Annotated in this window: 27 protein-coding genes; 15 read left to right on the top strand and 12 right to left on the bottom strand. The window is 40.1% G+C overall.

Features of this window, described 5'->3' with window-relative positions; translation table 11 throughout:
• Positions 1 to 142 precede the first annotated feature (142 nt).
• The 6 genes from PAARA_RS11250 to PAARA_RS11225 all read right to left on the bottom strand — a co-directional run bounded on the left by PAARA_RS11250 (position 143) and on the right by PAARA_RS11225 (position 6,794).
• Entirely contained in the window at positions 143 to 970 is an 828-nt protein-coding gene (locus tag PAARA_RS11250) for a UDP-2,3-diacylglucosamine diphosphatase (protein ID WP_062569125.1), read from the bottom strand.
• A 142-nt stretch (positions 971 to 1,112) separates the two neighbouring features.
• Entirely contained in the window at positions 1,113 to 2,837 is a 1,725-nt protein-coding gene (locus PAARA_RS11245) for a proline--tRNA ligase (protein WP_062569124.1), read from the bottom strand.
• Positions 2,838 to 2,963: 126 nt separating this feature from the next.
• Positions 2,964 to 3,668, bottom strand: a complete 705-nt coding sequence (gene tsaA, locus PAARA_RS11240; protein ID WP_062569123.1) for a tRNA (N6-threonylcarbamoyladenosine(37)-N6)-methyltransferase TrmO — start codon at positions 3,666 to 3,668, stop codon at positions 2,964 to 2,966.
• 99 nt (positions 3,669 to 3,767) lie between these two features.
• Complete coding sequence (locus PAARA_RS11235; protein WP_062569122.1) at positions 3,768 to 4,340, bottom strand: outer membrane beta-barrel protein; 573 nt, start codon at positions 4,338 to 4,340, stop codon at positions 3,768 to 3,770.
• A 237-nt stretch (positions 4,341 to 4,577) separates the two neighbouring features.
• Positions 4,578 to 5,042, bottom strand: a complete 465-nt coding sequence (locus PAARA_RS11230) for an acyl-CoA thioesterase (RefSeq protein WP_054561436.1) — start codon at positions 5,040 to 5,042, stop codon at positions 4,578 to 4,580.
• Between the two features lie 105 nt (positions 5,043 to 5,147).
• Positions 5,148 to 6,794, bottom strand: a complete 1,647-nt coding sequence (locus PAARA_RS11225) for an electron transfer flavoprotein-ubiquinone oxidoreductase (protein WP_062569121.1) — start codon at positions 6,792 to 6,794, stop codon at positions 5,148 to 5,150.
• 193 nt (positions 6,795 to 6,987) lie between these two features.
• On the opposite strand from PAARA_RS11225, the gene PAARA_RS11220 reads away from it, so the two are divergent.
• Together PAARA_RS11220 and PAARA_RS11215 are read left to right on the top strand one after the other, a co-directional pair.
• Positions 6,988 to 7,737 carry an electron transfer flavoprotein subunit beta/FixA family protein gene (locus PAARA_RS11220; protein WP_062569120.1) on the top strand — a complete coding sequence of 250 codons (750 nt, stop codon included), beginning with the start codon at positions 6,988 to 6,990 and terminating at the stop codon, positions 7,735 to 7,737.
• Complete coding sequence (locus PAARA_RS11215) at positions 7,738 to 8,664, top strand: FAD-binding protein (protein ID WP_062569119.1); 927 nt, start codon at positions 7,738 to 7,740, stop codon at positions 8,662 to 8,664.
• 66 nt (positions 8,665 to 8,730) lie between these two features.
• Here the strand turns inward: PAARA_RS11215 and PAARA_RS11210 are convergent, their stop codons facing one another.
• Together PAARA_RS11210 and asnS are read right to left on the bottom strand one after the other, a co-directional pair.
• Positions 8,731 to 9,660 (bottom strand): PstS family phosphate ABC transporter substrate-binding protein, encoded by a 930-nt coding sequence (locus tag PAARA_RS11210; RefSeq protein WP_062569118.1) that lies wholly within the window; start codon positions 9,658 to 9,660, stop codon positions 8,731 to 8,733.
• Between the two features lie 137 nt (positions 9,661 to 9,797).
• On the bottom strand, positions 9,798 to 11,195 hold the full coding sequence (asnS, locus tag PAARA_RS11205; RefSeq protein ID WP_062569117.1) for an asparagine--tRNA ligase: 1,398 nt from the start codon (positions 11,193 to 11,195) through the stop codon (positions 9,798 to 9,800).
• A gap of 271 nt (positions 11,196 to 11,466) precedes the next feature.
• Between asnS and PAARA_RS11200 the strand changes: the two genes are divergently transcribed.
• Complete coding sequence (locus tag PAARA_RS11200; protein ID WP_062569116.1) at positions 11,467 to 11,901, top strand: ATP-binding protein; 435 nt, start codon at positions 11,467 to 11,469, stop codon at positions 11,899 to 11,901.
• Between the two features lie 309 nt (positions 11,902 to 12,210).
• Here the strand turns inward: PAARA_RS11200 and bioA are convergent, their stop codons facing one another.
• A complete protein-coding gene (bioA, locus tag PAARA_RS11195; RefSeq protein WP_062569115.1) occupies positions 12,211 to 13,503 on the bottom strand; it encodes an adenosylmethionine--8-amino-7-oxononanoate transaminase in 1,293 nt (430 codons plus the stop codon).
• 97 nt (positions 13,504 to 13,600) lie between these two features.
• Between bioA and bioB the strand changes: the two genes are divergently transcribed.
• The 5 genes from bioB to htpX all read left to right on the top strand — a co-directional run bounded on the left by bioB (position 13,601) and on the right by htpX (position 18,302).
• Positions 13,601 to 14,641, top strand: coding sequence for a biotin synthase BioB (gene bioB / locus PAARA_RS11190; protein ID WP_062569114.1), 1,041 nt, complete (start codon positions 13,601 to 13,603; stop codon positions 14,639 to 14,641).
• Positions 14,642 to 14,648: 7 nt separating this feature from the next.
• On the top strand, positions 14,649 to 15,782 hold the full coding sequence (locus PAARA_RS11185; RefSeq protein ID WP_062569113.1) for an aminotransferase class I/II-fold pyridoxal phosphate-dependent enzyme: 1,134 nt from the start codon (positions 14,649 to 14,651) through the stop codon (positions 15,780 to 15,782).
• Complete coding sequence (locus tag PAARA_RS11180; RefSeq protein ID WP_062569112.1) at positions 15,779 to 16,570, top strand: methyltransferase domain-containing protein; 792 nt, start codon at positions 15,779 to 15,781, stop codon at positions 16,568 to 16,570. The genes PAARA_RS11185 and PAARA_RS11180 overlap by 4 nt, the downstream gene beginning before the upstream one ends.
• 13 nt (positions 16,571 to 16,583) lie before the next feature.
• Positions 16,584 to 17,267, top strand: coding sequence for a dethiobiotin synthase (gene bioD, locus PAARA_RS11175; protein ID WP_062569111.1), 684 nt, complete (start codon positions 16,584 to 16,586; stop codon positions 17,265 to 17,267).
• A gap of 174 nt (positions 17,268 to 17,441) precedes the next feature.
• Positions 17,442 to 18,302: a protease HtpX gene (gene htpX, locus PAARA_RS11170; RefSeq protein WP_062569110.1), complete on the top strand. Its 861-nt coding sequence runs from the start codon at positions 17,442 to 17,444 to the stop codon at positions 18,300 to 18,302.
• Positions 18,303 to 18,340: 38 nt separating this feature from the next.
• Here the strand turns inward: htpX and PAARA_RS11165 are convergent, their stop codons facing one another.
• Positions 18,341 to 18,544, bottom strand: coding sequence for a hypothetical protein (locus tag PAARA_RS11165; protein ID WP_062569109.1), 204 nt, complete (start codon positions 18,542 to 18,544; stop codon positions 18,341 to 18,343).
• 80 nt (positions 18,545 to 18,624) lie between these two features.
• On the opposite strand from PAARA_RS11165, the gene PAARA_RS11160 reads away from it, so the two are divergent.
• From PAARA_RS11160 to PAARA_RS11135, 6 genes are all read left to right on the top strand, one after another.
• On the top strand, positions 18,625 to 19,104 hold the full coding sequence (locus PAARA_RS11160) for a GNAT family N-acetyltransferase (protein WP_062569108.1): 480 nt from the start codon (positions 18,625 to 18,627) through the stop codon (positions 19,102 to 19,104).
• An 82-nt stretch (positions 19,105 to 19,186) separates the two neighbouring features.
• Positions 19,187 to 19,618 (top strand): DUF3859 domain-containing protein, encoded by a 432-nt coding sequence (locus tag PAARA_RS11155; RefSeq protein ID WP_062569107.1) that lies wholly within the window; start codon positions 19,187 to 19,189, stop codon positions 19,616 to 19,618.
• 21 nt (positions 19,619 to 19,639) lie between these two features.
• Positions 19,640 to 20,050, top strand: coding sequence for a GFA family protein (locus PAARA_RS11150; protein WP_062569106.1), 411 nt, complete (start codon positions 19,640 to 19,642; stop codon positions 20,048 to 20,050).
• A 5-nt stretch (positions 20,051 to 20,055) separates the two neighbouring features.
• Complete coding sequence (locus PAARA_RS11145; protein WP_062569105.1) at positions 20,056 to 20,370, top strand: antibiotic biosynthesis monooxygenase family protein; 315 nt, start codon at positions 20,056 to 20,058, stop codon at positions 20,368 to 20,370.
• Positions 20,371 to 20,722: 352 nt separating this feature from the next.
• A complete protein-coding gene (locus tag PAARA_RS11140) occupies positions 20,723 to 21,007 on the top strand; it encodes a hypothetical protein (RefSeq protein ID WP_062569104.1) in 285 nt (94 codons plus the stop codon).
• A gap of 120 nt (positions 21,008 to 21,127) precedes the next feature.
• Positions 21,128 to 21,634 carry a P-loop nucleotide/nucleoside kinase family protein gene (locus PAARA_RS11135; RefSeq protein ID WP_062569103.1) on the top strand — a complete coding sequence of 169 codons (507 nt, stop codon included), beginning with the start codon at positions 21,128 to 21,130 and terminating at the stop codon, positions 21,632 to 21,634.
• Positions 21,635 to 21,803: 169 nt separating this feature from the next.
• Here PAARA_RS11135 and PAARA_RS11130 read toward each other — a convergent pair whose 3' ends face one another.
• Both PAARA_RS11130 and PAARA_RS11125 read right to left on the bottom strand, forming a co-directional pair.
• Positions 21,804 to 23,012, bottom strand: a complete 1,209-nt coding sequence (locus tag PAARA_RS11130; protein ID WP_062569102.1) for a porin — start codon at positions 23,010 to 23,012, stop codon at positions 21,804 to 21,806.
• Between the two features lie 171 nt (positions 23,013 to 23,183).
• Positions 23,184 to 23,705, bottom strand: a complete 522-nt coding sequence (locus PAARA_RS11125) for a TetR/AcrR family transcriptional regulator (RefSeq protein ID WP_062569101.1) — start codon at positions 23,703 to 23,705, stop codon at positions 23,184 to 23,186.
• A gap of 206 nt (positions 23,706 to 23,911) precedes the next feature.
• Between PAARA_RS11125 and PAARA_RS11120 the strand changes: the two genes are divergently transcribed.
• Positions 23,912 to 25,498, top strand: a complete 1,587-nt coding sequence (locus PAARA_RS11120; RefSeq protein WP_083515305.1) for an ABC-F family ATPase — start codon at positions 23,912 to 23,914, stop codon at positions 25,496 to 25,498.
• Positions 25,499 to 25,685: the final 187 nt, after the last annotated feature.

Genomic DNA, 25,685 nt, shown 5'->3' with positions numbered 1-25,685 from the left:
GGATAAAGCTTGTCGCTACCTGCGTTAAAAATTTCTTATTTAGAACAACTAAATAACGAAATTTTTGCTTTGTTATCAACGAGGATTTATTGCCTCAAAATAGACCACTTAATTAAGCGAATCGGTATAAATATCAGTTTAGCTAAGCGGCATCTTTATTATGGGCTGGGGTTGGCATTAGCTTGCTGATGTCTGCTGAGTGAATTACTTTTTGTGTTTCACTCCAGTGAAGTAATTCAATTCTTCCACAGTCATTCTCTACAAGAGCCGTACAGTTTTCTATCCAGTCGCCATCATTGCAATATAAAATCCCATCTACTACTTTAACGGCTGGGTGGTGAATATGGCCACATATAATACCGTCCACGCCTTGCTTTTTTGCTTCATGAATAGCCGCTTTTTCAAATGCATCAATTGCTGCGCGGGCTTTGTGTACTCGTGCTTTAATCCATGACGCCAACGACCAGTAATGCCCACCGAATAATCGACGAATGCGATTAGTCCAGCGATTTAAAAATAACAGTAAGTCGTATCCTGCATCACCTGCAATACTAATTAATTTGTTGTAACGGGTTGCTGAGTCGAAATCATCGCCGTGCAAAAGTAAAAAACGTTTATTGGCTTTTGTTGTGTGGATATATTGCTGATGTACTTCAATACCAAATAAAGACTCATCGGCATATTGGCGAAACGTTTCGTCATGGTTACCCGGTATATAGATGACGCGTGTGCCATCTTTCGCTTTTTGTTGAATAAGCGCTAACACATCATAATGGCTAGGATGCCAGAAAAATTGCCGTTTCATGGACCATAAATCGACGATATCACCGACCAAGTATAATACGTCGCATTCAATGGCATTCAAAAAATCCAATAAATACTGCGCTTGGCAGTCTTTATAACCTAAGTGAACGTCGGAAATCCAAACGGCAGGATAGTGGGTTTTACTACTGCAAGTGGTGTTATTCATGGCATTTACTCATGGTGTAATAAAGTAAATGCTAGGCAGAATCAATGACAGTTAAAAGACGCTTTAGCGAAACATCTATGACAAATACTAATAACAAAAAAACCGCCGAAGCGGTTTTTCTATTTTGTATAGGTTGGTTCAATTAGCCTTTAACGAGTGCGGCAATTTCGGAAGCGGCACTATCTAAATCAAGCATTAGCTTTTCACCGGTATGACGGTTTTTAAGCTCAACCTTATTTTCGTCAAGATTACGTTCACCAATCACCAATGTGAAAGGCACACCTAATAGTTCCATATCGTTGAACATCACACCAGGGCGCTCTTTACGGTCATCAAATAACACATCTAAACCAGCTTCTTTCAAACCTTTGTAAAGGTTATCTGCAATATCAGGAATACGATGAGACTTATGCATGTTCATAGGCACGATTGCTAAATCAAATGGTGCGATAGGTTGTGGCCATTTAATACCGTATTGGTCGTTGTTTTGCTCAATGGCAGCAGCCACGATTCGTGAAACACCAATACCGTAACAACCCATCGTCATGACTTGGTTTTTACCTGATTCACTCAGAACGCCTGCTTTCATTGCCTCTGAGTACTTAGTACCCAGTTGGAAAATATGACCTACTTCAATACCACGTTTAATTTGCAGTGCCCCTTGACCACAAGGGCTTGGGTCGCCTTCAACGATGTTACGAATATCTGCCACTTCATAGCTTTCTACGTCACGATCCCAGTTAATGCCGCTGTAGTGTTCGTCGTCTTTATTCGCACCCGCAACAAAATCAGCCATTACATTAGCTGAACGGTCAACAATAATTGGCATTTTAAGACCGACAGGGCCTAATGAGCCAGGTTTTGCACCAATCGCTGCAACGATATCTTCTTCTTTTGCCATTTCAAGCGGTGAGTCTACAAGCGGGTGCTTTTCAGCTTTCAACTCGTTCAACTCATGGTCGCCACGTAATACAAGCGCCACTAAACCACGTTGTTCGTTTTCATCTGGAGCACCATACACGATAAGTGTTTTAACGCCGCGATGAGGTTTAACACCGTAGTGCTGTTTAAGCTCTGCAATGGTTTTTGCATCTGGCGTTGGAAATGCTTTTAACTCTTTAGTTGCTGCTGGGCGCTCTTCAGTCGGTGCCAATGCTTCTGCTTTTTCGATATTTGCAGCGTAATCACTTGCATCACTAAATGCGATTGCATCTTCTCCTGATTCTGCAAGTACATGGAACTCATGCGATACGCTACCACCGATAGAGCCGGTATCCGCGATAACAGGGCGGTAATCAAGGCCTAGACGCTCGAAGATATTGCAATATGCCTTGTGCATTACTTGGTATGTTTTCTCTAAACACTCATCGCTTAAATGAAAAGAGTAAGCATCTTTCATCGTAAACTCACGGGCACGCATGACACCAAAACGAGGGCGAACCTCGTCACGTACTTTTGTTTGTACTTGATAAAGAGTCAATGGTAATTGCTTATAAGAGCTTACTTCTTTACGTACAAAATCAGTGATCACTTCTTCGTGTGTTGGACCCAGTGCAAAAGGGCGGTTATGACGGTCGTTAATGCGTAATAATTCAGGACCAAATTGCTCCCAACGGCCTGACTCTTCCCAAAGGTCAGCTGGTTGGATAATAGGCATTAACATTTCGATAGCGCCTGCTTTATCCATTTCTTCACGTACAATGTTTTCTACTTTTTTAAGTACGCGTAAACCAGAGGGCAACCATGTATACAAACCCGACGCAACGCGGCGGATCATGCCTGCTCGTAGCATTAATTGATGAGAAACAATTTCTGCATCAGACGGAGTTTCTTTAAGTGTTGCGAGTATATATTGACTGGTACGCATCTCTATTCCAAGTAGTGTTAAAATTATTATCGTTTACTCAAGACGTTTGAGTAATAACAAGTCGCTAAGTTTACCAGTGGACGCACTGACACTAAAGCGATATGTTTTAAAAAAAGTGTTAAAAAATTAGCATTTTTCAATGCTGGTCACTGTATTATGATTATCCCGAACATGCCACCTAATATTGAAATCATATAAGGTCATGCCGTAGCTTTGTTCAGACTCACGTTGCTTTTTATAAGCAGGGCGAGGGTCTTGCTTTAATACATTGCTAATAAAGGCTTTTAATTCTGGTTGCTCAGTTTGTTTTTCGATAAACGCCAGTGCTTCATCAGTAAACTCAACACTCATATCTGTTTCTGGTCGGGTATCGGCAAAACCTGCGGTCGCATCAGTCATTGCATCTGAATAGGGCAAATAAGGCTTAATATCTAAAATCGGTGTGCCATCAAGTAAATCAATACCTGAGAGCAATAAGCATAACTGACCATTTTTATATTCAATGCCCTCAAGTTTTACTGCACTCATGCCAATGGCATTAGGGCGAAAAGTCGCACGTGTAGCAAATACACCTTTACGTTCATTTCCGCCAAGGCGAGGGGGTCTCACCATTGCTGAATAGCCTTTATCAGCGGTTTCATGAAATCTAAATAATAACCAAATATGGCTAAATTCATCGAGACCACGGACAAACTCTTCGCGATTGAAATCGCTACTGAATACCAGCTTTGCCTTAGCCTCAGGAACCAAGCGAGGTTGGCGAGGTATTGCAAACTTTTGTTTGTATGGAGATTGAATGTGGCCGACGGCAGTTAGTTGGTATTCGCTCATTGTGTATTAAACTTAAGGAAATCTGCCGACATTTTACATGCAAACACAAAAAAAGGCAGTCGAGACTGCCTTTTTTAAAATTAGACATGTCAGTCTAAATTAGAACATGTATTGGAATGATACCGAAGCCACATCCATATCAGGGTCAATATCATCTTCTAATTCGTAACGTTCATACTCTAAACGTACTTGCATGTTTGTTGTGAAAGCATACTCAATACCTGCACCATAGAATACATCGCCACCATCAGTGTCAGCGCTAATGCTACCAAGCTCACCTAAGTCTTGTTCTACTTCTGCATCCCATTCAAGCCAACCGCCTTTTGCGTAAACAGAAAAGCTGTCAGTGATTGGTGCTGCTAAACGCGCAGCTAGTGAGATACCGTCAAGCTCAACTTTTGAATCGATATCACTCGCTTCATCGAAGTTTTGGTATGCAAGCTCAAGGCTTAAGTATTTATTAAATTGAGTACCAACGTAACCTTTTAACATTTGTGCATCATCATCAAAGTCAGTGTCATTTTCACTGTCTTCAAACTCAAATGAATATTGGCCGTAACCAATACCTGTATAAATACGTGGTGAATCCATCTCGGTAATATCTGCATGTGCAGCATTGTTGAAACCAAGTAGTGCTAGAGAAATTGCAGAAATTGAGATTGCTTTAATCATTTAATAGCTCCTTTATAAAATAAATAAACGAATGTTTCGCTTCATTCCCAAGGAGTATTGCAGTGACCGTGCCATACTGTAAATGAGGCCTAAATCACTGTTTTTAGGCCCGAATAAATGAAATTTTGTGCAGTTTGTCGAAACTATAATCAAGCATTCAGTTTGGCGCTCGTAACAATTTCAGGGTGCCCTGTAGAAGTTACTAGGTGCAGTATAATAATGCAAAGCAAAGCCATGTTATGCTTTTTGTAGTAATGTTTCTGTTTCTATGGCTATTTCTTTCATTTTTATCGCATAGTTTTCTATTTTCTTTTCCTCATCAGTAACTGCTGTGTAAGAGGGGACTTCAATAGGATAACCAGCTTCATCCATGGCAATAAAACTAATTACACAATGATTGGTTTCAACGAGGTTTTGTGTTTTTGGGTCGCCGCAGCGTACTTGAATAAAGATTTGCATACTGGTTTTACCCGTATGGGCGATACTGGCTTTCACTTCGACAATTTGGCCAACCAAAATAGGGCGCTGAAACTTTACACCCGCAACAGAGACGGTAACACAGTAATGACCGCTCCAACCTGCAGCACAGGCATAACCAGCTTGGTCAATCCACTTCATGACCACACCACCATGAACCTTACCGCCAAAATTTACATCGGTAGGTTCAGCTAAAAAACGAAAGGTTACACTTGAAGACGGCATACTTTACTCACTATTTTAAACACGACAATTTCAGCATAGCCTAAAAAAGGGGCCGAAGCCCCTGCAATTTAGGATAAATTTTAATTAAATGAGTAACGTGCGTTATTACATATTAGGGTAGTTTGGTCCGCCAGCCCCTTCAGGTGTTACCCATGTAATGTTTTGGCTTGGGTCTTTTATGTCACATGTTTTACAGTGCACACAGTTTTGTGAGTTGATCACAAACTCTTTCTCACCTTCGACATCTTGTACTTCGTAAACGCCAGCAGGGCAGTAGCGTTGTGCTGGCTCATCAAACTTAACTAAATTCACTTTAATGGGAATGCTATTATTTTTAAGTTTTAAGTGACAAGGCTGCGATTCTTCATGGTTGGTATTTGATAAAAACACCGATGAAAGTTTATCGAAGCTAAGCTTGCCGTCTGCTTTCGGGTAGTCGATCTTTTCGGCCTGATCAGCAGCAACTAAGGTGGCATGATCTGGTATGTTGTCTTCAAAGTTAAACGGTAAGCTGCCACCAAATAGATTTTGATCGAGTGTGTTATAAGCGCCCCCTAAGAACTTACCCAGTTTATGCATTACAGGGCCAAAGTTACGCGATTGGTAAAGCTCTTTATACGCCCAGCTTTGTTCAAAGGCCGTTTTATATTCAGCTAAATCGGCATTTTCTTTACCGTCGCTAAGAGCTGCTACGATTACATCAGCAGCAACCATACCTGATTTCATTGCAGTATGGTTACCTTTGATCTTAGCAAAGTTCAATGTGCCAGCATCACAACCAACAAGTAAACCACCTGGGAAATGCATTTTTGGTAAAGAGCGTAGGCCGCCTTTAGCGATGGCTCTTGCACCATAGGCTATACGTTCACCGCCTTCTAAAACATCTTTAAAGACAGGGTGATGCTTCATACGCTGGAATTCATCAAACGGGCTTAAATGTGGGTTTGAGTAATTAAGATCCACTATTAAACCTACAACTACTTGATTGTTTTCACTGTGATACATAAACGCACCGCCACTGGTATCACCGGTTAACGGCCAGCCTGTACCATGTACTACTGTGCCTTCTTTATGTTTACTCGGGTCGATTTGCCAAATTTCTTTGAAACCTAAACCGTAATGCTGGGGTGACGCATCTTTATCAAGGGCAAAGTGTTTAATTAGCTGTTTACCTAAATGACCTCGGCAGCCTTCAGCAAATACGGTGTATTTGGCTCTAAGTTCCATACCTGGCATGTATCCATCTTTTTCATTGCCGTCTTTATCGAGACCCATATCGCCGGTGATAATACCTTTTACGGTCTCGTCTTCTATAATTAAAGAGTGCGCACTAAAGCCAGGGAAGATTTCTACCCCTAAGTTTTCCGCTTGCTCAGCTAAAAAGCGGCACACATTACCCATAGAAACAATGTAATTGCCTTCGTTATGGAATGTTTTAGGGCTAGCAAAGTGGGGGATGCTGGTGGCTTTTTCACTATTATTGAACCAGTAAATATCATCTTGCGTTACTTTAGTGGTAATTGGAGCACCTAATGACTGCCAATCGGGTAGTAATTCATCCAATGCTTTGGTTTCAAAAACCGCACCGGATAAAATGTGCGCGCCCACCTCAGAGCCTTTTTCTACCACACAGATCATTAATTCTTGTTGTTTTTCTTGTGCTTGTTGAGCCAATCTAATCGCAGTTGATAAACCTGCTGGGCCTGCGCCTACGATGACTACATCAAATTCCATGACTTCGCGTTCGACCATATAAACCTCTTCTCGGTGACGGACCTGCTGTAAAGAACCTTATTTCATACTTGCAAATGAAACGTTACAGGCTGTGAATACTTTAAGGTTATTTTAGGTTGACGTTTACGTCAACAGGAAGTAGTCTGAATTCATAAAATAAATAAGTTGACGTCTAGGTCAACTTCGAGAACACACAATTGATGGAGTCACGATGAAAGTCCTTGTTCCAATTAAAAGAGTAATTGACTACAACGTCAAAGCACGCGTTAAAGCTGACAAAACGGATGTTGATCTAGCTAATGTAAAAATGGCGATGAACCCGTTTTGTGAAATTGCAATTGAAGAAGCTATTCGTTTAAAAGAAGCAGGGATGGCCACAGAGGTTGTTGCTGTGACTATTGGTAATAAATCATCTCAAGAGCAATTACGTACGGCCTTAGCACTGGGTGCCGATAAAGCCATTCATATTGAAACAGAAGAAAAGCTTGAGTCTTTACATGTTGCTAAATTACTGAGCAAGATTGTAGAGCAAGAATCACCTGAATTGGTAATTTTAGGTAAGCAATCGATTGACTCTGACAACAATCAAACCGGTCAAATGCTTGCTGCTCTAACAGGTCGTGGCCAAGGCACCTTTGCATCTAAAGTCGATATACAAGCAGGTACAGTTAATGTAACGCGTGAAGTAGATGGCGGCTTACAAACTGTTGCTCTTAAACTACCTGCTATTGTAACGACAGACTTACGTTTAAATGAACCCCGTTATGCTTCATTACCAAACATCATGAAAGCAAAGCGTAAACAACTTGATGTAATTGCTGCTGATAGCCTTGGTGTAGACCTTGCACCTCGCGTGCAGCTGGTTGAAGTAAACGAGCCAGAAAAACGCAGCGGCGGCATTATCGTAGAAGATGTTGCGACATTGGTTGAAAAGTTAAAAACAGAAGCGAAGGTGATCTAAATGAAAACATTAGTGATAGCCGAACACGACAAAGGTGTTCTAAAGCCTGAAACCAATAAAACGATTACTGCTGCTGTTAAATTAGGCTTTGATGTAGATTTATTACTAGCAGGGGAAAACTTATCTGCTATAAGTGAGCAAGCAGCATCAATTGCAGGGGTAAGTAATGTACTGATTGCCGATGATGCCTCTTATGCTCATCAGCTAGCTGAAAACTTAGCGGATCTGGTTTTATCTTTAGCAGATAACTATTCACACATTGTCGCAAGCGCAACAACAACGGGTAAAAACTTTATGCCACGTGTTGCAGCACTTTTAGATGTTGCACAAATCTCAGAAATCATTGACGTAATTGATGCAGATACCTTTAAGCGTCCTATTTATGCGGGTAATGCGATTGCGACAGTTAAATCACTTGATAGCAAAAAGGTGATTACCGTGCGTGCCAGTAGCTTTGATGTTGCATCAGAGCAAGCACCAGTGTCTGTAACAAGTGTTACGGGTAAAGGTTCAGTTGGTTTGAGTGAGTTTGTATCAGAAGAACAAACTGAATCAGAGCGTCCAGAGCTGACAGCTGCACCTGTAGTTATTTCAGGTGGTCGCGGTATGCAAAATGGTGAAAATTTTGCACTATTAAATGGCATTGCCGACAAACTTGGCGCAGCCATTGGTGCTTCACGTGCTGCTGTTGATGCGGGCTTTGTACCAAATGATATGCAAGTCGGTCAAACGGGTAAAATTGTTGCCCCAGATTTGTATATTGCTGTGGGTATCAGTGGTGCAATTCAACACTTAGCGGGTATGAAAGACTCAAAAGTGATTGTTGCCATTAATAAAGACCCTGATGCGCCAATTTTCCAAGTCGCTGACTACGGTTTAGTTGCTGATTTATTTGATGTGTTACCAGAGCTAGAAAGCGCTCTGTAATTCATAACGATTCTGGTTGTTAAAAGCTGTTGCACTTAGGTGCGCAGCTTTTTTTATTTCTCGAGGTTAAAACTGAACCGGGAGGTAACCATGTTCTCGTATTTTATCTTTTACTTTTTGCGATTTAAATAAGGCTGCGAGTTTCACACCTATCTCCTTAGAACGAGGGGATTGTGTGTTTACAATTAAAATGAGCGGTCGTACAAAGGCATATTCACCATCACTTATGCTTTGCAAATTAGGTTTAACGCCATTTATTGATAGAGTCGTTACTTTATTGATGCGACGATCATTTTCAAGATTACTAATGGCGCCATACGAGTCATAGGCAATCGCATTTGGAATACGCTGAACTATACCAAGTGCTTGATTGAATTGGTTGTACAGTTCGACTTTTTGATTTGAAAATAAACCCCTATTACCTGCATTTTTGAGTCGTATAAAGTTACTTTCAGGGTCTTTGATATAGTCCAATTCTAAAAATTCTAAAAATACATCGAAGCTGCCATGATGAGTCGCTTTACTAAAAAGCAGTATTTCATCGTTTTTATTGCTTAATTCTGGCGTTAACTGAGAGGCGTCTGACCATTTAGTTATTTTTCCTTGATAAATATTTTTGAGAGTCGTGATACTCAAATTTTTAATATTTAGTTCGCTGTTAACTATAAATGTTAACGCATCTTGCGCTATGACTATCTGCCTTAAATGAGGCCATTGTTCTTGCTCTTGCTTCGTTAGGTACCGTGATGTTGTACCTATGTCGATAAGACCTTCAGCAATCGCTTTGACACCTTTGTCACTGCCCATCGGTCTTATCTGCAATGTGTTGCCTAAAGCGAGACTTATATCATCTTTGAGTGGGGTTAGTAACTCGGTCACAGACGTTGAACCCGCAATTAAAATAGGTTTTGTATTAATATCTTCATCAAGTGCGAAGCTAGACTTACCTAGAAAAATGAAAGTCAGTGTGAGTACTTTTAGTGAACGAACGAACATAACCAATAATAGATCCTTTTTTGGCAAGTCTTATGACTATAGAACATTAACTAAAAATTTCTAGAGTGAATTGTTTTATAATGATTTTTAGGCATAAAAAAACCAGCCAATAGGCTGGTTTTCTATAAATACTAAAATTAGTATGTTGCACTACCTTTAGTACGTGGGAAGGCGATAACGTCACGAACGTTGCCCATACCCGTTACATAAGCCACTAAACGCTCAAAGCCTAGACCAAAACCAGAATGTGGCACAGTTCCGTATTTACGTAGATCACGGTACCAGCTGTAGTCTTCTTTATCTAAGCCCATTTCTTCTAGGCGCTTATCTAATACATCTAAGCGCTCTTCACGTTGAGAACCACCGATGATTTCACCAATACCTGGTGCAACAACGTCCATTGCAGCCACTGTTTTGCCGTCTTCGTTTTGACGCATGTAGAACGCTTTAATATCACGCGGGTAGTTTTTGATAACGACTGGCGCATTAAAGTGTTCTTCAGCAAGGTAACGCTCGTGTTCAGATTGTAAATCCACACCCCATTCAACAGGGAATTCGAACTTCTTGCCGCATGCTTTTAAGATTTCGATAGCATCAGTGTAATCAACTTGAGCGAAATCTTTTGTAACGAACTCTTCTAAACGAGAGATCGCTGTTTTCTCAACACGCTGTGCAAAGAATTCCATATCATCACGACGCTCTGTTAATACCGCATTGAAAACATATTTCAGCATGTTTTCAGCAAGTTTTGCGATATCTTCTAAATCTGCGAATGCAACTTCAGGTTCAACCATCCAAAACTCTGCTAAGTGACGTGACGTATTTGAGTTCTCAGCACGGAAAGTAGGGCCAAAGGTATAGATTTTTGACATTGCTGATGCGTATGTCTCACCATTTAACTGACCTGATACTGTTAAAAATGCTTCTTTACCGAAGAAATCTTCACTGTAGTCGATATCACCTTTGTCTGTGCGCGGCAAGTTTTGCATATCTAATGTAGATACGCGGAACATTTCACCTGCACCTTCACAGTCACTTGCTGTGATGATTGGTGTGCTGATCCAGTAGAAACCTTGCTCGTGATAAAAACGGTGAATCGCTTGAGCTAAGCAGTTACGCACACGTGTTACCGCGCCGATGATATTAGTGCGAGGGCGAAGATGGGCGTGTTCGCGTAAATATTCAATGCTGTGACGCTTAGCTGACATAGGGTAGCTATCAGGGTTTTCTACCCACCCTAATACTTCTACAGTGTTGGCTTGAATTTCGAAAGACTGACCTTGGCCTTCTGATTTAACCAGCACACCCGTAATTGATACAGAACAACCGGCAGTTAAACGTGTAACTTCATCATAATTATTAAGTGAATTAGGTACTACCGCTTGAATAGGATCAAAACACGAACCGTCATGAACGGCTAAAAATGAAATTCCTGCTTTTGAATCGCGGCGTGTACGGATCCAGCCTTTAACTGTTACTTGGCTGTCTACCGCAACCTTGCCTTTTAATAGCTCTGAAATCGCTAAATGGCTCATCTTCACTCCAATGATATAAGTTGCCTAATATTTAATATGCTGTGCATTGCACTTGAATCGACTATCTTACCCTCGTAAATCAAATAAAAAAACATTTCAGGCATACTCTTTAGTAGTTTTTCTTGATTTGGATAAAATAGCAGCAATATTTGCGTAAATTTTGCGTTTATTTAAATTCTCGCTGCGCTAATTGGTTATTTTGTGGCATTATTAACAGTTCTCAATAGGATATAGGTCCTTTAGTCTTTAATTAATTTGTATAACAGGTGCTATGAAACAAGTTTTTATTCTTCGCGGCTTACCCGGCTCAGGTAAATCATATTACGCACAAAGCCTTGCTGATGAGCTGGTAGCAGGTAATGAAAGTGATTATGTCGTGTGCGCAACAGATGATTATTTTTACAATAGCGAAGGTGAGTATCAATTTGATAAGTACAAGTTATCTGAATACCACAACCTAAACCTAGCGCGTTTTATTAATGCCTTAGCAGAAGAAATCCCGTTAGTGATTGTTGATAACACCAATATCAAAAAGTGGGAATTTATTGCTTATGTACAAGCAGCCACTGCATTGGGTTATCAAGTAAAAGAAGTGATCGTCGGTGAAATCAAAGATAAGTCTTTACAACATCTTTACGCGAAGCGTTGTGAACATAAAGTTCCACTTCGAATGATAAGTAAAATGGCTTATATGTTTGAATGGTAACGTTTAAAGGAAAAGGAAGCATCAGCTTCCTTTTTTAATGTCTAGAGGGCGTGTTGACCTTTGTGGATTAAAATTTGTTCACTCTAGGGGCGATTTAATCGCGGCGCGAGATTTGTAACCTAGTGGACTAAGTAAAAATCGAGCAACAAAGAGTTAATCGCCCCTAGGAAGAACCCGAAGGGCAGCGCGTGTTTGGCATTGATGCTGCGTTATCGCCTATTTATGTGGAACAATCACACTACATAGGCTCTGCCTTGCCTAAATACCAAACACACTGCTGCAAAATTAATCACAAAGGGTCAACACGCCCTAATACGCCTGTTGTTCAATGGCTGCAAAAATAGCATCGCACAACTTAGTTAAGCTTTGTTTATCGCTTATGTAAGGTGGCATCAAGTAAATTAATTTACCAAACGGGCGGATCCACACACCTTGCTCTATAAAAAAGCGTTGAATTTTTGCTACATCAACACTTTGTTTAAGCTCTACAACACCAATAGCACCTAATGTACGCACATCTACTACTGCATCGAGTTGCTTACATTTAGCAAGTTGTGTTGTTAGTACATCATTTATATATTTAATTTGCTCTTGCCAAGGCTGCTCTAACAGTAAATCAATACTTGCGCAGGCCGTGGCACACGCAAGCGGGTTACCCATAAACGTTGGGCCGTGCATTAATACACCGGCTTCACCTTCGCTAATCCCAACAGCGACTTTGCTGGTGGTTAATGTCGCTGATAACGTCATCATGCCGCCCGTTAATGCTTTGCCAACACATAAGATATCCGGCTCTATATTGGCATGCTCAACAGCGAACAAGGTGCCGGTGCGGCCAAAACCTGTGGCGATTTCGTCACAAATAAGTAAAACATCATACTTATCGCAAAGAATGTGCAGGTGTTTTAAGTAATCAGGATGATAAAAATTCATGCCCCCGGCATTTTGCACTATGGGTTCAATGATAAATGCCGCAACATCTTGATGATGAGCAGCAAAATAGCTTTCAAGCGTATCCGCTTCAGCAGGGCTAAACTCGCCATTAAATTTAGCACTCGGCGCAGGTACAAAAATATGTTCAGGTAAAAAACCTGAGTACATGCTGTGCATTGAATTGACCGGATCGCAAACGCTCATGGCTGCAAAGGTATCGCCGTGGTAGCCCTTTAGCGGCGTCATTAACTTTTGCTTGCTGGTGTATCCTTGGCTTAACCAGTATTGCAAAGCCATTTTTATGGCGACTTCAACACTCACTGAGCCGCTGTCGGCTAAGAACACCTTATCGAGTGATTTAGGTGTGATACTGACTAGCTTTTTACATAACTCAACAGCAGGCTCATGAGTTAAGCCACCAAACATAACATGACTCATTTTGCTAACTTGCGTGGTGATTGCCTCATTTAAAACAGGATGGCAGTAACCATGGATGGCACTCCACCAAGAAGCCATACCATCTATTAGGCTTTCGCCTGTTTCTAAGAAAATACGATTTGCATTGGCATGGCTGACAGGGTACACGGGAAGGGGCTCAGTCATAGAAGTATAAGGATGCCAAATATGCTCCCGATCAAAATCTAAATCTATTGGTTGTTTATTAATCATATGTAAACTTTATATCGCTCCGATTCGTTGACAATGTTACGTCAACTCGTAGACTAAGCCAATCTAACCGTCCCAATAATTTAAAAAAGAGACTATTATGGAGCTCGCAGTTGTCCGTCACGATTGGACTCACCAAGAAGTAAAAGCATTATTCGAAATGCCGTTCAATGATTTGTTATTTAAAGCGGCCAGTGTGCATCGTGAAAACTTCAACCCAAATGAAGTACAAATTTCTACTTTATTATCGATTAAAACCGGTGCTTGCCCAGAAGATTGCAAATATTGCCCTCAATCTGGTCATTATAAAACAGACTTAGACCGTGAACGCTTAATGGAAGTTGAAAAAGTGGTTGAGCAAGCGCGTGTTGCCAAAGAAAAAGGCGCAACCCGTTTTTGTATGGGCGCTGCGTGGTCTGATCCGAAAGAACGTGACATGCCTTATATTTCAAAAATGGTAAAAGAGGTTAAAGAACTTGGCCTTGAAACCTGTATGACACTTGGCATGCTAGATAACGAAAAAGCCCATGCTTTAAAAGACGCGGGCCTTGATTACTACAACCATAACCTAGATACATCACCTGAGTATTACCAACAGATCATTACAACACGTACTTATCAAGACCGTTTAAACACTATCGATAACGTGCGTGATGCCGGCATGAAAGTGTGCTCTGGCGGTATAGTTGGTATGGGCGAGCAGGCAGCTGACCGTTTTGGTTTATTAATGCAATTAGCTAATTTGCCGCAACAGCCAGAAAGTGTGCCAATTAATATGTTGGTTAAAGTGAAAGGTACGCCACTTGAAGATGTCGAAGATTTAGATCATTTTGAGTTTATTCGTACTATCGCAGTTGCACGTATTATGATGCCGAAAAGCTATGTTCGTTTATCAGCGGGTCGTACGGCGATGAATGAGCAAATGCAATCTATGTGTTTCTTTGCCGGCGCTAATTCAATTTTCTACGGTGATAAACTACTGACTACAGAAAACCCAGAAGCAGACGCTGACATGATGCTGATTAAAAAATTAGGCATGAACCCAGAAACCCGTGAAGATTATTCCGATGAAGCGGTTGCAGCATCACTTTCATCAAAAGTTGCCGATAAAGCAACATCAGAACTATTTTACGAAGCGTAACATTTAAATGGCTTTTGAATTTATTGCCGAGCATCTTATCGAGCGCCAAGCCGATGCATTACTGAGACAGCGCCAACTTGTAGAGCAATCAAGCGGGCGCTTTATTGAAGTTGCTGGTAAACAATATTTAAATTTTGCCAGTAATGACTACCTTGGCTTTGCGGATGATTTTATCGAAATACAAGCGCAGCAACTAGGTAGCCATAGCTCAGCGCTAGTGAATGGTTATAATAAACCACAGCAACAGCTTGAGCAGCGTTTGTGCGAATTATTAGGCTATGAAAGCGCTATGTTATTTAACAGCGGCTTTAGTGCTAATAGCAGCGTATTAAAAGCATTGTTTCAAGATAAAAGCGTGGCGCAATCAGCTGCAATTTTTCAAGATAAACTCAATCATGCCAGCTTAATTGATGGTGGCCTTCATTCTGCCGCTGCTATGGTGCGGTTTAATCACAACGATCTTAAGCATTTAGAATCTCGGTTACAAAAGTCAAAAGCTAAGCATAAGCTTATTGTGAGTGAAGGGGTGTTTTCGATGGATGGTGATAAAGCTCCCATTGAAGCCCTGTGTAAACTTGCTAAACAATACAATGCTTGGCTGATGATTGATGATGCCCATGGTTTTGGTGTCTTAGGTGAGCAAGGTTTAGGAAGTTGTGAGGCAATCAAGCCCGATTTATTGATTATCACCTTTGGAAAGGCACTTGCAAGTAGTGGTGCGTGCCTGCTTGCATCAGAGCAGATGGTTGATTATATGCTGCAGTTTAATCGTGAATACATTTATTCAACGGCGATGTCACCACTGATGGCAAGTTGTACTCTTGAGCGACTCGAAAAGTTATTAAAAGCGGATAAGAAACGCTCTCAGCTTTCAGAAAATATTGCTTACTTTAAAGCGCTTGCCAAAGAGCATAACTTAGCATTAATGGAATCAACAACGGCTATTCAGCCTTTGGTATTGGGCGATGCAGAACACACGCTTGCCGTTGCTAATAAGCTTAAAGATAAAGGCGTATGGTTAACCGCTATTCGACCGCCCACGGTGCCTTTTAATACGGCACGACTGAGGATCACCTTAAGTAGCGCGCATCAACCTGACGATATAAAACAGTTGGTTGATTCGCTAGTGGAGTGTTTATGAGTGTTCAACTACAAGCGCCTATAAGTGTTCAACACAGTAATAAGCTAACAACACAAACTAAGTTCTCTAAAGCGGCTGCAAATTATGCGCGTCATGCCAGTGTTCAAAAACAAGCGGCTGCACACTTATTCAAAATGATGGCAAACAAGTATCAGCAAGGTACTTGCCTTGACTTAGGTGCAGGGCCTTTAGTTAACACGGCAATGCTTAAAACACATTTTGATACTGTACTGGCAATGGACTTAAGTCATTCTATGCTAAGCACAGATCAAGACTCGCGTTGTTTAAAAGTGTGTGCTGATATGGATAACTTACCTTTACAGCAAAATTCCTTTGATTGCGTATTTAGTAATTTTGCAATGCAATGGTCTGGGGATTTAAAAGCGCTATTAAAAAGTCTTTTTTATTCTCTAAAAGTTGGCGGTAAGGTTTATTTAAGCTGTGTTGTGGATGGGTCGCTCAAAGAGATCAAACAGGCATTCGCTTGTTTAGACGAGCAAAACCATATTAATCAGTTTCATAGTGCTAGTCACATTATCGAGTATGCAAAATTGGCGGGGTTTAAACCCAATTTTGCAGCCGATAGGTGTTATATAGATACCTATAACTCACCCATAGAAGCGCTGCGTTCTATTAAAGCTATTGGCGCTACATCATTGCAAACTAAGCAAAAACGCCAAGGGTTATTAACGAGGCAGGCACTTAATCGTGTTTGTAAGGCATACCCTCTGGTTGATGGGCATGCTAGAGTGAGCTATCAAGTTGTCCTTTTAGAACTAGAAAAATAGAATTAACTCAAAAATGAAAGAATTTTTTATCACGGGTACAGACACCGATGCAGGAAAAACCCATGTCACCAGTTTATTATTAAACTTACTGGCGCAACATAAGCAGCGTGCGGTTGGTTTTAAACCCATTGCAGCAGGTGCAGAAGAAGCATTTGGGCAGCTAGTTAATGATGATGCGTTAACCTTAATGGAAAGCTCATCAATTGGGGTAAAATACAACATTGTTAACCCCTTCACCTATGAGCCACCCATTGCACCGCATATTGCAGCTGCCCAGATAGGCGACAGACTGACATTTGACAAGCTCGATGCTGCTTATGCGAATGTAAGAGCACTCAATACCGATTATATTCTTACAGAAGGTGCAGGTGGTTGGTGTTTACCTATCAACGAAACCGATTTGCTCAGTGATTGGGTTAAATCACAGCAGCTTGATGTGATTTTAGTAGTGGGTATGAAACTAGGTTGCCTTAATCATGCATTACTGACAGCTGCTCATTTTAAAGCGCTAGGTGTTAATTGTGTGGGTTGGATTGCAAATCATGTAGACCCTAACATGCGTGAGCAAGACGCCAATTTAGAAACATTAAAATCAGCATTACCTTTCCCGCTTTTAGCGATTAGTCCATATACAGACGGCACCCCTAAATTAAAAATTTACAAAACCTTACTTGAAACTTTATCTATTAACCCATAATAATTGAGTTGTTACTTTTGACATACTCTGTCACAATTGGTTGCAATTAGTTCCTTGCAACCAATTGCATAAGCCCTAAACTGAGTTGGTAGAACACCCAGATAATTTTATTAACTAACGATTTTTAACCATGTCGTTAGTTAATACAATTGGTATGTTTATTCTGAGGTTTTTATGAAGCGTGTATTTTTGTTTCTACTGACTAACTTAGCGGTAATGCTAGTGTTAGGTATTGTGTTGTCTATTGTGATGAGCGTACTGGGTATTAGCCATCGCAGTTTAGGCGGCATTTTAGTTATTTCAACCGTATTTGGTTTTGGTGGCTCGTTTATTTCGTTATTTATGTCGAAATGGATGGCAAAAAAATCAACCGGTGCACATGTGATTGAACAACCTCGTTCTGAAACAGAACAATGGTTAGTTTCGACGGTAGCAGCGCAAGCGAAAAAAGCAGGTATCGCGATGCCTGAAGTGGCTATTTACGATAGCCCTGAAATGAACGCGTTTGCGACAGGCCCAAGTAAGAACAACTCGCTGGTAGCTGTGAGCACAGGTTTATTACACAATATGAACCAAGATCAAGCGGAGGCGGTATTGGCTCATGAGGTGTCACACATTGCAAATGGTGACATGGTAACGCTTACCCTTATCCAAGGTGTAGTGAATACCTTTGTTATCTTTATGGCGAAAGTATTGGCAGGTATTGTTGATAATTTCCTAAATAGTGATGAAGAAGAGGGCGGTAGTAGCTGGACTTACTTCTTGTTCGATATGATTTTCCAAGTGCTATTTGGTGTGCTAGCGAGTGTGATTGTTGCTTACTATAGCCGTAAACGCGAATTCTCTGCGGATGCCGGTGCAGCTAAATTAGTAGGTGCAGATAAAATGCGTAGCGCCCTTGAGCGTTTAAAACAAAACCACCCATCACAACTAGAAGGTTCAATGATGGCGTTTGGTATTGCAAGCGGTAAAGGTGTTGCCGAGTTATTCTCATCGCACCCACCTCTTGATGAGCGTATTAACGCATTACGTTAATCTTAAACACGAAAAAGCCAGCTTGATGCTGGCTTTTTTTATTGTTGGTTTTTCTCGCGCTCGAGTTGTTGTGGTAATAATACCTCAACAATTTCACGGGCCGGTAAGGTATACCTAACGCCATCGAACATCACAGAAGTGTGTTCATCAAGACTAGTGATCCCTGTTAAGGTCCAGCCTTCGCCACGCTCTTTACAGTAAACTGTGGTGGTTGGTTGAATTACTTTAAATTCTTCACTCATCGAACTTAATCTAATTGCTTGAAATTGCGTTTATAGTAAGACAATAATGCTAGCTCATAAAGCAAAAAGAAGAAATTAACGTGTCAAGCCACGATGACTTAGCCTTTGACTTACGCCCCATTCGTCATAAAGATTGCCAAGCGATATGGGATATTTTAAGAGATCCCCGAGTACAATCGTTTAATGATTACGGTGCTGACATAACGAAAGGTGACGTGTATGACTTTATTCAAGGCGACATAGAACGTTTTTATAATCAACAAGGCATTCGTTTAGTTATTGTTTTACGAAGTAGTGGGCAAGTTATTGGCAGTGTAGGCATATTTAACATAATAAACGGGCAGGGCATGTTGGGATTTGAATTGTCATCGCAATACTTTGGCAAAGGAATAATGCAAAAGGTACTAGATATGCTGTTTGAAAAACTAACTTCCTTTGTAACGACACCACTAAACAGTGTGGTCGCTTTAGTTGACTCAAATAACAGCGCAAGTATTAAGCTTTTAAATAAATGCGGCTTTGTACAACATGACGCTCACTGGATAAAATACGTTAGCTAATTACTATAATAGTACAATCTTGTTCTGCTAGAATTGCTACTATAAAATAGCGCCTCATTTTTAAAAAGGAGCGCTAGCAACTATGGCAAAGGCCAAAGCAATTACCAGTATTGAAAGTTACGGCATTTACAGTCATTGGGATGCAAAAGAGAAAGACCTGCCTCAAATCACCGAATTTACAACAGACGTTCCTGCACAGTTAGATATTGAATTTGGTTTTATTGTTAATATTAAAAAAGCCAAAGGACAAAAAATTAAATTTTGCGTTTACCACCCAGATATCCCCGATGAAGATGGCGAGATCATGCCACCATTTGAAGGCGAGCAGTACATTAAAACAAACGATTGGCAGTTTTACTTAGGTGATACGATATGGGCACCTGTTTGTAATAAAGTAGGTATTTGGCGCATGACTATTGAGTTAAATGGCCATATAATTGCTGATAAATCCTTTAACTTATTAAAGGAAGCCGAAGGCACTGCCACTGATTTTTGGAAGCATCGCGGCTATTAATCTTCAAACCTGAGAGGGGCTATGTATCAAGGAAGTTGTTTGTGCGGAAAAGTAAAAGTAACGATTGCTGGTGGCATAGACTCAATTATTCATTGCCATTGCTCGTTATGTCGTAAAAATTCAGGCACAGCCTACGCAACCAATGGCTTTATTCAACGAGATGGTTTTAACCTCACAGAAGGGCAACAGCATCTAAGTGCCTTTGAATTTAAACCCGGCAGAATTCGCTATTTTTGTAGCTGCTGTGGCTCACCGGTATATAGCGAGAATAAAGACGATTCAAGCCGTTTACGTATTCGCTTAGGTTTGTTAGATAGCGATTTAAACGAGCGTCCCATTAGCCATAACTTTGTAAGTTCTAAAGCAAACTGGGATACGTTTGACGCAGAGATTCCATGTTATGATGGTTTTGAACCAAGTAGAGGGAAGTAATCATTATGATAGTGAATACGCCAAAACCGCCTTATTACGCCGTGATTTTCACTAATACCTTATCTGACGATACCACTGGCTATGAAGAAATGGCGAATAGAATGGTGGAGCTCGCAGAGCAACAACCAGGGTATTTAGGCATGGAGTCTGTTCGTGATGGTTTGGGTATTACGGTATCGTATTGGCAAAACTTAGATGCCATCAAAGCCTGGAAACAAAACGTGGAGCACTTAAATGCGCAGCAGCTTGGCAAAGATAAATGGTACAGCGCGTTTACAACGCGTATTGCTAAAGTAGAACGTGATTATTCACTTTATTAGTCATTAACGTTATTAATACATATAAGAACACATCATACTATATTTGTTTGCTTTAAACCTCAGCATAGCCTTGAATTAAAATAACTATAATCAAAGTAGGGCTCAATGAGCTTGGCTTTAACAATTAACCGGAACTTGTATATATACAGTTTAAGTTTCATCACTCACATAGTTAATAAAACGACCCTATTACTCGTTTTCCCTTAAATAAAAGCTAAGGCTGTTGAATTTCAATTGCACTGGTAATGAATTAGCAAGTTTGCTAAAAATAAACCAATAAGAATTCGAGCTTAAATGCGGTCGAAAAGCGCAATTTTCTTTCTATAATCATGTTTTAGCTGCTGGGGTCTGAGTGATAGTTTTAGATGAACAAAGTTGGTCATGGTTATTATTTCAAAATGAAAAAAACATGTACCTGTCAGTTGTATGCGGTAGTGTTGGTATTTTTACAGTTGAAATTGAATTAACTCAAGCTGAAATAGCTTCATTTAATGCAATTGGTCGTACTTTTATTGATGAACTGGCAAGTGGTATATCTTTTTCCCCAGACTCCTATTTACATAGGAAATCAAACTTTAGAAATGAATTTGATTTATCTATTGCTATAGATAAATGGAGAGAATCGGCAAAATCGTAGTTACACCAAGGTTGTATATGCGTAAATAAAATAGCCGGCTTTGTACGTGCTTTACAACTTATGGTCAACTTTTTAGCCGATTTCACGGCTTTGTGTTTCACGGAGGAATCCATAAACTATATGTTATATATCCTTGGCGGTCTACCCGCAACAGGTAAGACTGAACTTTCAAAGTTTTTAGCTTCTTCCTTGGGCGCAGTTCATATTCGCATTGATACTATTGAGCAAGAATTAAAAAACTGTGGTTTTAACAAGCTACATGACGAAGGTTACAAGGTAGCTTTTGCTCTTGCGTTAGAAAATCTAAAAAGCGGCCTTTGTGTTGTAGCTGACTCAACAAATCTAGTTTTGGAATCTCGAGAAGGGTGGATAAACGTAGCAAATAAAGCTTCATCACCCTATATAGAAATTGAAGTTATCTGCTCGAATAAAGCCGAACATCGACAACGTGTAGAAAACAGGCAAACAGATATTCGGAATCTTTTACTTCCATCATGGGAAAGTGTGATTTCAAGAGATTATCATTTGTGGGAAACAGCACGTATAGTCATAGATACTGCGGGCAAAAATCCTGAGCAAAGCAAGAAAGAGTTGAGTGAGTTACTCAGTAGACACAATAAAACATAACATGAAACCTGTGTTAGTCAGTAAAAGAGCATAAATGAAATGCTTGAAATTGATGTAACCAAAATTAGTTTATTGATTGGTATTGCGACCAAAAAGCAAAATATTTGAGCAGTACATAAAATAGGGTAGGTAAAAGCCCACCTAGATGGGCTTAAGCGTTAATTACTATTTACAGAGTGTAATTAAATCCGATGGCTATACCATCATCTTCTGTTTGTGACATTTGAGCTTCTTGCTCAGCGTCATTACTCGAAAAGTCACTAAAATCTTTACGAGCTTCTATATACAAAATAGTATCTTTAGCCATAAAGTAGTGCGCACCTATCACGGCAAATTGACGTTTAAATACATCTTGTGGGTCGGCGTTAAAGTTAGGTTGAATTACGTAATCATCACCTGCGTCAAATACGTTATAAGCAATAAAAGTACGAATGTCGTTATCAAAGCGATAGCTTAGGATAGACTCTAAACCGACAGCATCTTTTATCAAACGACCTAAATTATCTGTATCGTGGTTTTCATTTTTATTGATATTGGCAGAGGCATACCAGCCAGGTTTGTAAAAGTCACCATATGTTATACCTACACCGTAAATTAAATCGGTAACAAGCTGATCACGGCCATCTGCATAAACAATATCGAATTCACCTCTATTAAAACCGGCAGTAAGTTTTAGATTATCCGTTGCTCTATAGGTAACAGCTGCGCCATAAGTCGAGTTAAACTCAACATTTTGCGCTGCAGGATTACCTTGCTCAAATAATAATTCGCATGAACTGCGAGATATATCCGCGATGTCGCAGGTATAAAAGTCATCCGATTTCAGCTGAGCTTGCAATGCGACATGAAATTTCCCCCAAGTGTTACGGTATTGCAGTACTTTATCACCACGGCCTGTTCCATTTACCGCACCATCATCTTTATTGTATGTATAGACACCTGCAGCGTTACCGTCCCACACTAAACTATAATTTGTATTGTAGACCACGTCATACCATGCACCCCATTGCTTTCCTATTGTTACTTGGCCATAGTCATCGTGTTTTAGTCCTACATAACCTAATCGATTATATAAAAACTCATCTTGAATTGATTCAAAGCGGTTATTATAAATTATGTCTGTGCTACCAACAGGGTTTACACCCCATTCAAGTAGTGCAAAAGCTTGCCAGCCATTTTTTAATTGTCGTTTAAAATCAAAGTTAATGCGCGATGCACCGTTTACAATTTCGGTTTCACCTTGAGTGTTAATTACTCTTGCATCAATAAAGCCGCCAAAAGTGACACTGTTTGTTTCATCTTTATAAATCTCAATGGCATTTGCTGTTGGGATTATCGTTAAGCCAGCGAGAAAAATGGCAGCGTGTGTTCTTTTCATAAAGTACCTTGTTTAATTGTTGTCCCTAATAGGTCTAAATTAACTAAAAGAATGAGAATATCAAAGCTAAAATATATGAAAAAGTGAAAAAAAATCATGAAAGCCCCCCTTTGTGAGGAAAATTTATTCATTTTAGGTTCACTATGTTGAATTATCAATGGCTTACTCTAGTTAAAAAATAGACACTTTCTGACTCAACGTTCTGAGCATTAGTTTGGTATTAGGGATTTCAGCACTTAACCCATAAATAAGGGTCATAAAGTAACAGTCCAACAAGATAGCGGCTTTTACTTTATTAAACTGTGGTTGTTCAGAAAACACTAAAGTTTGAATTAACTCCATATGTCGTTGTTGAAATGTTTTAGAAAATAAACGTTCACTAAATAGCACTTTGTAAAATTGATGATGTAAGCAATAAAATTGGTAAAAGTATTGTGCGTAATGATTGATCTTCAATCGGGGAGGGCGATGAATATCGGTTTCTTTAGCGCGCTCTAATACATCATTAAACCTCAATTCAAGGCATGCCTCTAAAATCGCGATCTTACTCTCAAAATGTTTAAACAAAGTACCGACAGCAACACCACAAGCAGAAGATATTTGACGTGTAGACGTATCATTAAATCCATGCTCTGCGAAAAGCTGCCATGCAGTATTTAGAATATGTTGATGTGTCTTATTATGATTGCCCATAGCTATTATCTTGTTTTATTTAAAGTAATTGTAAAGTGAGCGCGTTCACTTATAAAAGTGAGCATGTTCACTAAAGATAGACCTAGTTAATTAAGTTGTAAAATGACTAGGTTGTTTTAAACAATCTTTCATAGCGTGCTAAGCGGCTTTAGTTTAAAATTGCATACAGTTTCGTTTTACTTTTTTACCCGCTGGAGGGTACCGCTATCATTAGTACAGCTAATATCACCATGCAATTTGGTGCTAAACCTTTATTCGAAAATATCTCAGCAAAATTTGGCGATGGTAACCGTTACGGTTTAATCGGTGCGAATGGCTGTGGTAAATCAACCTTCATGAAAATCCTAAGTGGCGAGCTTGAGCCATCTTCAGGTAACGTCAGTACAGATCCAAACGAGCGTGTTGCAAAACTAAACCAAGACCAGTTTGCTTACGAAGAGTTTTCTGTAATCGACACGGTAATCATGGGTCATAAAGAGCTGTGGGAAGTAAAAAAAGAACGTGACCGTATTTACAGCTTACCTGAAATGAGCGAAGAAGACGGCATGCGTGTAGCAGACCTTGAAACTGAGTTTGCCGAAATGGATGGTTACTCAGCAGAAGCAAAAGCAGGTGAGTTACTGATTGGTGTTGGTATTGGCACTGAGCAACACTACGGCCCTATGTCTGAAATCGCACCGGGTTTTAAACTGCGTGTGTTACTTGCACAAGTGCTGTTTTCTGATCCAGACATCATGCTACTCGATGAGCCTACCAATAACTTGGACATCTACACTATTAAGTGGTTAGAAGACGTGTTAAACCAGCGCGACTGCACCATGATCATCATTTCGCACGACCGTCACTTCTTAAACTCAGTCTGTACACACATGGCTGACATCGATTACGGCGAGCTTCGTATTTACCCTGGTAACTATGACGAGTATATGTTTGCTGCAACACAGGCTCGCGAGCGACTACTGAGCGAAAACGCGAAGAAGAAAAGCCAAATTGCTGAGCTTCAACAGTTCGTATCGCGCTTTTCTGCAAACGCTTCAAAAGCAAAGCAAGCGACATCACGTGCTAAACAAATTGATAAAATTCAGCTTGAAGAAGTTAAAGCATCTTCGCGTCAAAGCCCATTTATTCGCTTTGAGCAAGAAAAGCAACTATTCCGTAATGCCTTAGAGCTAACAAACTTAGCGCAAGGTTTTGATAACATGCTTTTCAGTGGCCTTGAAGGCTTAGTTGAAGTAGGTGAGCGTATTGCGATTATCGGTGAGAACGGTGTTGGTAAAACAACACTGTTAAATACCCTTGCTGGTCGTTTAGCACCAAAACAAGGTGAATTTAAATGGTCAGATAACGCTAATATTGGGTATTACGCACAAGACCATGCTGACGAGTTCGAACAAGATATGAACTTATTCCAGTGGATGGAACAATGGCAACAAGAAGGTGACGACGAGCAAGTTGTTCGTAGTTTCTTAGGTCGTATGCTGTTTTCACAAAACGACATAAAAAAGTCAGTAAAAGTTATTTCAGGTGGTGAGCAAGGCCGTATGTTGTTTGGCAAAATTATGATGCATAAACCAAACATCTTATTAATGGATGAACCAACCAACCACATGGATATGGAATCTATCGAAGCGCTTAACTTAGCACTTGAAGCATACGAAGGGACTTTGTTGTTCGTATCACACGATAGACAATTTGTATCATCACTTGCTAACCGTATTTGGGAAATCAAAGACGGCAAAATTATCGACTTTAAAGGTACATACACTGAGTACCTAGCAAGCAAAGAAGCATAATGTGCTTATGAGTGATTAAAAGCCATGCATGTCATGGCTTTTTTTTGCTTCTAGATTCGCATATTTATGTGGTTTAAAAGCGATTTATACTGCGTTATTGATTTTAACAATAGAACCACTATTATTTGCGATCAATGCCTTGCCTAAATCGCTTTTAATTCCAACTGAAACTCGCATCTTGAGGTGG

This window comes from Pseudoalteromonas arabiensis (assembly GCF_001550155.1).
In the GTDB taxonomy this organism is placed as follows: Bacteria; Pseudomonadota; Gammaproteobacteria; order Enterobacterales; family Alteromonadaceae; genus Pseudoalteromonas; species Pseudoalteromonas arabiensis.
Note: the sequence above shows the minus strand (reverse complement) of the source record. Positions and strands in the feature narration are given on the sequence as shown.

Bases quoted from the DNA above. Each gene is read 5' to 3' on its own strand.
- PAARA_RS11215 (WP_062569119.1), top strand. From the start codon at position 7,738: ATGAAAACATTAGTGATAGCCGAACACGACAAAGGTGTTCTAAAGCCT.
- PAARA_RS11125 (WP_062569101.1), bottom strand. From the start codon at position 23,705: ATGGGCAATCATAATAAGACACATCAACATATTCTAAATACTGCATGG.
- PAARA_RS11130 (WP_062569102.1), bottom strand. From the start codon at position 23,012: ATGAAAAGAACACACGCTGCCATTTTTCTCGCTGGCTTAACGATAATC.
- asnS (WP_062569117.1), bottom strand. From the start codon at position 11,195: ATGAGCCATTTAGCGATTTCAGAGCTATTAAAAGGCAAGGTTGCGGTA.
- PAARA_RS11155 (WP_062569107.1), top strand. From the start codon at position 19,187: ATGGCAAAGGCCAAAGCAATTACCAGTATTGAAAGTTACGGCATTTAC.
- PAARA_RS11225 (WP_062569121.1), bottom strand. From the start codon at position 6,794: ATGGTCGAACGCGAAGTCATGGAATTTGATGTAGTCATCGTAGGCGCA.
- PAARA_RS11220 (WP_062569120.1), top strand. From the start codon at position 6,988: ATGAAAGTCCTTGTTCCAATTAAAAGAGTAATTGACTACAACGTCAAA.
- PAARA_RS11165 (WP_062569109.1), bottom strand. From the start codon at position 18,544: ATGAGTGAAGAATTTAAAGTAATTCAACCAACCACCACAGTTTACTGT.
- PAARA_RS11135 (WP_062569103.1), top strand. From the start codon at position 21,128: ATGTTATATATCCTTGGCGGTCTACCCGCAACAGGTAAGACTGAACTT.
- PAARA_RS11185 (WP_062569113.1), top strand. From the start codon at position 14,649: ATGGCTTTTGAATTTATTGCCGAGCATCTTATCGAGCGCCAAGCCGAT.
- PAARA_RS11150 (WP_062569106.1), top strand. From the start codon at position 19,640: ATGTATCAAGGAAGTTGTTTGTGCGGAAAAGTAAAAGTAACGATTGCT.
- htpX (WP_062569110.1), top strand. From the start codon at position 17,442: ATGAAGCGTGTATTTTTGTTTCTACTGACTAACTTAGCGGTAATGCTA.
- PAARA_RS11245 (WP_062569124.1), bottom strand. From the start codon at position 2,837: ATGCGTACCAGTCAATATATACTCGCAACACTTAAAGAAACTCCGTCT.
- tsaA (WP_062569123.1), bottom strand. From the start codon at position 3,668: ATGAGCGAATACCAACTAACTGCCGTCGGCCACATTCAATCTCCATAC.
- bioA (WP_062569115.1), bottom strand. From the start codon at position 13,503: ATGATTAATAAACAACCAATAGATTTAGATTTTGATCGGGAGCATATT.
- bioB (WP_062569114.1), top strand. From the start codon at position 13,601: ATGGAGCTCGCAGTTGTCCGTCACGATTGGACTCACCAAGAAGTAAAA.
- PAARA_RS11145 (WP_062569105.1), top strand. From the start codon at position 20,056: ATGATAGTGAATACGCCAAAACCGCCTTATTACGCCGTGATTTTCACT.
- PAARA_RS11180 (WP_062569112.1), top strand. From the start codon at position 15,779: ATGAGTGTTCAACTACAAGCGCCTATAAGTGTTCAACACAGTAATAAG.
- PAARA_RS11210 (WP_062569118.1), bottom strand. From the start codon at position 9,660: ATGTTCGTTCGTTCACTAAAAGTACTCACACTGACTTTCATTTTTCTA.
- PAARA_RS11200 (WP_062569116.1), top strand. From the start codon at position 11,467: ATGAAACAAGTTTTTATTCTTCGCGGCTTACCCGGCTCAGGTAAATCA.
- bioD (WP_062569111.1), top strand. From the start codon at position 16,584: ATGAAAGAATTTTTTATCACGGGTACAGACACCGATGCAGGAAAAACC.
- PAARA_RS11250 (WP_062569125.1), bottom strand. From the start codon at position 970: ATGAATAACACCACTTGCAGTAGTAAAACCCACTATCCTGCCGTTTGG.
- PAARA_RS11230 (WP_054561436.1), bottom strand. From the start codon at position 5,042: ATGCCGTCTTCAAGTGTAACCTTTCGTTTTTTAGCTGAACCTACCGAT.
- PAARA_RS11235 (WP_062569122.1), bottom strand. From the start codon at position 4,340: ATGATTAAAGCAATCTCAATTTCTGCAATTTCTCTAGCACTACTTGGT.